The sequence below is a fragment of the Actinomadura opuntiae genome (assembly GCF_030283205.1).
Taxonomy (GTDB): Bacteria; Actinomycetota; Actinomycetes; order Streptosporangiales; family Streptosporangiaceae; genus Spirillospora.
The window spans coordinates 24,640-30,639 of sequence record NZ_JASNWF010000047.1 but is presented as its reverse complement, the minus strand read 5'-3'; the positions used below and the strand labels follow the sequence as shown (position 1 = coordinate 30,639).

Here is a 6,000-nt window from a genome sequence, read left to right as displayed (position 1 = left end):
GCGGCCGGCTCCGGTTCCGCGCCGGGCGGGCCGGGGTCGGCCGCGCCCGGGTCGATCGTCTTCAATGCCCCTCCGGGTCGCTCGTCACTGCTCGCGTCACTCGTACCTGATCCGCGGGTCCAGCAGCCCGTACAGCAGGTCCACGACCAGGTTGACCAGCAGGAAGATCAGCACCAGCACGGTGACCGCGCCGACCACCACCGGGCCCTCCTTCAGCTGGATGGACTGGAACACCTGCTGCCCGATGCCGGGCAGGTTGAAGATGCCCTCGGTCACGATCGCGCCGCCCATCAGGTTCCCGAAGTCGACGCCGAGGTAGGTGACGACCGGGATCAGCGAGTTGCGCAGCGCGTGCCGGCCGACGACCCGCGCCCGCGACAGCCCCTTGGCGTTGGCGGTGCGGACGTAGTCGGCGCGCAGGTTCTCGGCGAGGCTCGTCCGGGTCAGCCGGGCCACGTACGACAGGCCGAGCGAGCCGAGCACGATGCCGGGCAGCAGGTAGCTCATCGGCCAGCCCTCGTCGGTGCCGGCCGTCGGGAAGATCTTCCAGTGCAGCCCGAACAGGATCTGCGCGGTGTAGCCGAGCACGAACACCGGCACGGCGATCAGCAGGGTGGTGCCGCCGAGCACCAGGGTGTCGGCGACCCGGCCGCGGCGCAGCCCGGCCCACACGCCGAGCGCGATGCCGATGACCAGCTCGAACAGCCAGGCGGTGAGCGCGAGCTGCGCGGTCACCGTCCAGCGCCCGCCGAGCATGTCCGCGACCTTCTGCCCGTCGTAGTTCTCCCCCAGGTTGCCCTGGAGGAGGCCCCACATGTACTTGCCGTACTGCACCAGCAGCGGGTCGTTCAGGTTGTAGCGTTCCCGCAGCGTCTCCAGGACGTTCGCCGGGACGGGCTTGTCGCCGGCGAGCGCCTGGATCGGGTCGCCCGGCAACGCGAACACCATCGCGTAGATGAGCAGCGTGGTCCCGATGAAGACGGGGATCGCCTGGAGGAGCCGCCGCAGGACGTAGCGCCACATCGCCGGCTACTTCACCGTCACCTGGTTGACGAGCAGACCGGTGGACCACGCCGTGATGGTGACGTTGTCAACGTGGCTGGAGCGGCCGCCCTGGCCCGCCCACGTCCACAGCGGGATCATCGGCATCTCGCGGATGGCGACGTCCTCGGCCTGGTTGTAGTACTGCAGCGCCTGCCCGTGGTCGGCGGAGCTGTTCGCCTTGGCGATGAGGTCGTCGAACTCCTTGCTCTTCCAGCCCATCCGGTTGGCGTCCGACGCCCACATGTTCTCGAGGTAGTTCTGGGCGCTCGGGTAGTCGGCCTCCCAGTTCTGCCGGTACGGGCCCTTCTCCTCACGCTTGTTCAGCATCGAGAAGTAGTCGGAAGCGGGGACCTGCCGGAACTGGATGTCCTGGATGCCGAGGTTCTGCTTCAGGGAGTTCGCGACGATCTGCATCCACTGGTAATAGGTGGGCTGCGCGTTGGAGAAGTACAGCTCCATCGTCCCCTTGAACCCGCCGGCCTTGTCGTACAGCGCCTTGGCCTTGGCGGGGTCGTAGGTGCACAGCTCGCCGCACGCGTTCGCGCGGTGCCCCTCGATGATGGACGGCAGCAGCGAGTCCGCCGGGAGGTAGTCGCCGTTGTAGACGGCCTTGTTCACGCCCTGCCGGTCGATGACCATCGAGATGGCCTTGCGCAGGTCGGGGTTGGCGAACCGCTTGTCCCACAGCGGGAAGCCGAGGTAGTCCATCGTGCCCATCTTGCGGGGCAGGAACCGGTCGCCGAGCAGCCGCTTGGCCTCCGGCACCTTCGCGGCCGGGATCGTCTGCAGCACGTCGATCTTCCCGGCGCGCAGGTCGGTGTAGGCGCTGTCGGCGCTGGAGTAGCTCTTCCAGATCACGCCCTTGTTCTTCGGCTTGCGCGGCCCGGTGTAACCGGGGAACGGGACGAGTTTGATCTGCTTGTTGCGTTCCCAGTTCCCGCTCATCATGTACGGGCCGTTGCCGATCGGGTGGTTCTCGAACGACTTGGGGTCCTGCAGCCCGGCCTTGGGCATCGGCGCGAACGCCGGGTAGGTCAGCAGCAGCGGGAACTGGTTGAACGGCGCGGTCAGCACGACCTTGAGGGTGGCGTCGTCCACGACGTGGACGCCGGAGAGCTTGTCGGCCTTCGGCTTGGCCTTCTCGTCCTCCGGGTTCATCGCGTCGTACCCCTCGATGTGCGAGAAGTAGTCGTTGGCGGAGTAGGCGTTGGGGCCGTAGGCCCCGGCGTTCCACGCGTCGGCGAAGCTGGCGGCGGTCACCGGCTCGCCGTTGTGGAACTTCTGCCCCGGCCGGACCTTGATCGTCCAGGTCTTCTGGTCCTGGGTGGCGACGGACTCGGCGGCCAGGTTGTAGGGCTTGCCGTCCGCGGTGAGGCCCTCGAGGTTGTCGAACAGGCCGCTGAGCACGTCGAAGGAGTAGCTGCTCGTGGTGTTGGCCGGCACCAGATGGTCGGGCTCGGAGTGGCCGGCGGTGAACACCCCGCCGCTCTCGCCCCCGCCCCCTCCGCAGGCCGACAGGCCGAGCGAGGCCGCCAAAGCCACCGCGGCCAGCGCGGCGACCCTCCCGCGCCCGCCCCTGCGCGGTCCCGCGTCCCTGAGGCTGGTCATGCTCCTCCTCGTGCTGTCCCCTCGTGCGCCGGGCCCGGACCACCCGCCGCTCTTCAGGTTGGTGGCAGCGTCGTACCGGCGCGGCGCTTTCGGTATGGCGCTGACCGAGTCGAAACCGGATCGAGACTTGTTGATCAACCGTTGACACAGGTCAGCGGCCGGAGAAAATGAAATCTTGCTGCGAAAGGGAGGCCCGTGGTGAGTCGGCGGCCGGACGCGACGGCGGAGACGGCGGGGACGGGGACGGCGCCGGACCCGGGGACGGAGGCCGCCGCCATCTGCGCGGACCTCATCCGCTTCGACACCGCCAACCGGGGCGAGGGCGTGGCGCGGCCCGAGCGGCCCGCCGCCGAGCACGTCGCCGCGCTGCTGGACGAGGTCGGCGCCGCGGCCGAGATCGTGGAGTCGGCGCCGGGCCGCGCCAGCGTGCTCGCCCGGATCCCCGGCACCGACCCGTCGCACCCGGCCTTCCTCGTGCACGGGCACCTGGACGTGGTCCCCGCCGACGCGTCCGACTGGACGGTCCCGCCGTTCTCCGGCGAGGTGCGCGACGGATGCGTGTGGGGGCGCGGCGCCGTCGACATGAAGGGCAGCCTCGCGATGACGCTCGCGACCGTCCGGGCGCGGCTGCGCGCGGGCCGCCGGACGCGCGGCGACCTGGTGCTGGCGTTCCTCGCCGACGAGGAGTGCACCGGCGAGTACGGCTCCCGGTACGTGGCGCGCGAGCACCGCGGGTACTTCGAGGGCTGCTCCGAGGCGATCAGCGAGTCGGGCGGGTTCAGCGTCGAGGAGGGCAAGGCCCGGATCTACCCGGTCGCGACCGGCGAGCGCGGCACCGCCTGGATGCGGCTGACGGCGCGCGGCACCGCCGGGCACGGCTCCAAGCCGGCGCCCGACAACGCCGTCGCGGAGATCGCGCACGCGGTCTCGCGGATCGCCTCGTACGCGTGGCCGGTGCGGCTGACGCCGGGCGTGCGGGCGCTGCTGGACGGCCTGGCCGACGCCCTCGGCACCACCATCGACCACGACCGGCTGGACGAGGAGGCGGCGCGGCTCGGCCGTGCCGGCCACCTGTTCGCCGGGACGATCCGCAACTCCGCCAACCCGACGCGGCTGGAGGCCGGTTACAAGGTGAACGTGGTGCCCGGCACGGCGTCCGCGCAGGTCGACGGCCGCTACCTGCCCGGCACCGGCGAGGAGTTCCTGGAGACCATCGACCGGCTGCTCGGCCCGAAGGTGGCCCGGGAGTTCATCAACCACGAGGAGGCCCCCGCGGCGGACCCGGCGGGCGCGACGTTCGCCGCGCTCGCCGGGTCGCTGCGGGCCGAGGACCCGCTGGCCCGGCCCGTCCCGTACGTGATGGCGGGCGGCACCGACGCCAAGTCGTTCAACGCGATCGGCATCACCAGCTTCGGGTTCGCACCGTTGCGGCTCGGACCGGACCTGGACTACTTCGGCATGTTCCACGGCGTGGACGAGCGGGTCCCGCTGGACGGCCTGGCGTTCGGCACCCGCGTCCTCGACCGCTTCCTGGACACGCGCTGACCCCTGCTCGGACGCCGGGTCACTGCGACCTCTGGTAGCTGCGCAGCGAGAAGACCGCGAGCGCGACGGTGAGCGCGGTCAGGGCCAGCAGCCATCCGCCGTGCAGGGCGACCGAGCCCCAGTCCGGGTCGCTGGCCATCGCGGCTCGCCCGGCGTCCAGCGCCCAGCTCACCGGGTTGAACGCCGCGACGTGCCGGATCCAGGCCGGCATCAGCCCCTTCGCCATGAACGCCGACGACAGGAACGTCAGCGGCAGCAGCAGCATCACGTTCAGCCCGATGATGGTGTTGCGGTCGCGCATCAGCAGCGCGAGGGTGTTCGACAGCGCGGCGAGCACGACGCCGACCAGCACGGACGCGACGACGAGCACGGCGATCCCGGCCGCGCCGCCGGGGTAGTGCGCGCCCGCCAACCACCCGAGCGCGGTGATCACGATGGACTGGAACGCGGTGCTGAGCGCCTGCTCGACGACGCCCGCGTTGGTGACCGCGCTGCGCCGCACCGGCGTCACCAGGAAGCGGTTCAGGGTGCCGCGCTCGATCTCGTCCATGGTGGCCATCCCGGCGAACGAGTTCAGCGACACCGCGTTCATGACCACGACCCCGGGCACGAGGTAGTCGAGGTAGGACGGGGCGCCGAAGCCGGGCAGGTCGACGACCCGCTTGAACAGCTCGCCGAACAGGAACAGCCAGATCATCGGCTGGACGAGCGTCATGACCAGGACGGCCGGGTTGCGGACGAGCGCCGACAGCCGGCGCTGCGTCATCCACCAGGTGCCGGTGAGGAGGCCGCTCATCGCGCGCCTCCGATCGCCACGGGCTCGGGCGCCGCGTCCGGTTCGGCGTCGGCCTGCGCGAACCGGCGTCCGGCGTAGCGCAGGTACACGTCGTCGAGAGAGGGCCGCGCGACCGTCGCCGCCGCCACCGGCATCCCGGCCTGGTCGAGCGCCGCCAGGACGGCGGGCACCGCGGAGGCGCCGTCGTCGGCGCGCGCGCTGAGCCGCGCGCCGTCCAGCACGATGTCGCGGACGCCGGGCAGCCGGCCGAGCGCCGCGCGCACCCGCGCCTCGTCCGGCGCCTCGCCCCATTCCAGGTGGACGGCGTCGCCGCGCAGTTCGCCCTTGAGCGCGTCGGGCGTGCCCTCGGCGACGACGCGGCCGCGGTCGACGATCGCCAGCCGCCCGGCGAGCCGGTCGGCCTCGTCCAGGTAGTGCGTGGTCAGCAGGATCGCTAGCGCGTCGTCGCCCGCCAGCCGGGCGATCTCCGCCCACATCGACGCGCGGGCCTCCGGGTCGAGCCCGGTGGTCGGCTCGTCCAGGAACAGCACCTGCGGCCGGTGGACGAGGCCGAGCGCCACGTCCAGCCGGCGCCGCATCCCGCCGGAGTAGGTCTTCACCGGACGGGACGCGGCGTCCCGCAGCCCGAAGCGGTCGAGCAGTTCGTCGGCGCGGCGGCGCGCGTCCGCGCCGCCCATCCCGTACAGCCGGCCCTGCAGGACCAGGTTCGCGCGGCCCGAGGCGCCGGGGTCGGCGCCGGACTGCTGCGCCACGACCCCGATGGCGCGCCGCACCCGGCCGGGGCGGCGCAGGACGTCGTGCCCGGCGACGGACGCGGTGCCCGCGTCCGGCCGGATGAGCGTGGTGAGGATCTTGATGGTGGTGGACTTGCCGGCCCCGTTCGGGCCGAGCAGGCCGAGGATCTCGCCCCGGCCGACGGTGACGGACAGCCCGTCCAGGGCCCGGACGTCGCCGGGATAGTGCTTGGCCAGTCGGTCGGCCTCGATGGCATGCGCCATGGTCGCCTC

Annotated in this window: 5 protein-coding genes; 1 reads left to right on the top strand and 4 read right to left on the bottom strand. The window is 71.9% G+C overall.

The genetic code is table 11. From position 1 onward, the window contains the following. Positions 1-96: 96 nt before the first annotated feature. Positions 97-1,023 (bottom strand): ABC transporter permease, encoded by a 927-nt coding sequence (locus QP089_RS48225; RefSeq protein WP_285921351.1) that lies wholly within the window; start codon positions 1,021-1,023, stop codon positions 97-99. A gap of 6 nt (positions 1,024-1,029) precedes the next feature. Next, a complete protein-coding gene (locus tag QP089_RS48220; RefSeq protein ID WP_285921350.1) occupies positions 1,030-2,652 on the bottom strand; it encodes a peptide ABC transporter substrate-binding protein in 1,623 nt (540 codons plus the stop codon). 198 nt (positions 2,653-2,850) lie between these two features. Here QP089_RS48220 and QP089_RS48215 point away from each other — a divergent pair, with 198 nt between their 5' ends. Further along, a complete protein-coding gene (locus QP089_RS48215) occupies positions 2,851-4,197 on the top strand; it encodes a M20/M25/M40 family metallo-hydrolase (RefSeq protein WP_285921349.1) in 1,347 nt (448 codons plus the stop codon). A 19-nt stretch (positions 4,198-4,216) separates the two neighbouring features. Here the strand turns inward: QP089_RS48215 and QP089_RS48210 are convergent, their stop codons facing one another. After that, positions 4,217-4,993: an ABC transporter permease gene (locus QP089_RS48210; protein ID WP_285921348.1), complete on the bottom strand. Its 777-nt coding sequence runs from the start codon at positions 4,991-4,993 to the stop codon at positions 4,217-4,219. Beyond that, positions 4,990-5,991 (bottom strand): ATP-binding cassette domain-containing protein, encoded by a 1,002-nt coding sequence (locus QP089_RS48205; protein WP_285921347.1) that lies wholly within the window; start codon positions 5,989-5,991, stop codon positions 4,990-4,992. Before QP089_RS48205 ends, QP089_RS48210 begins: the two co-directional genes overlap by 4 nt. Positions 5,992-6,000 lie beyond the last annotated feature (9 nt).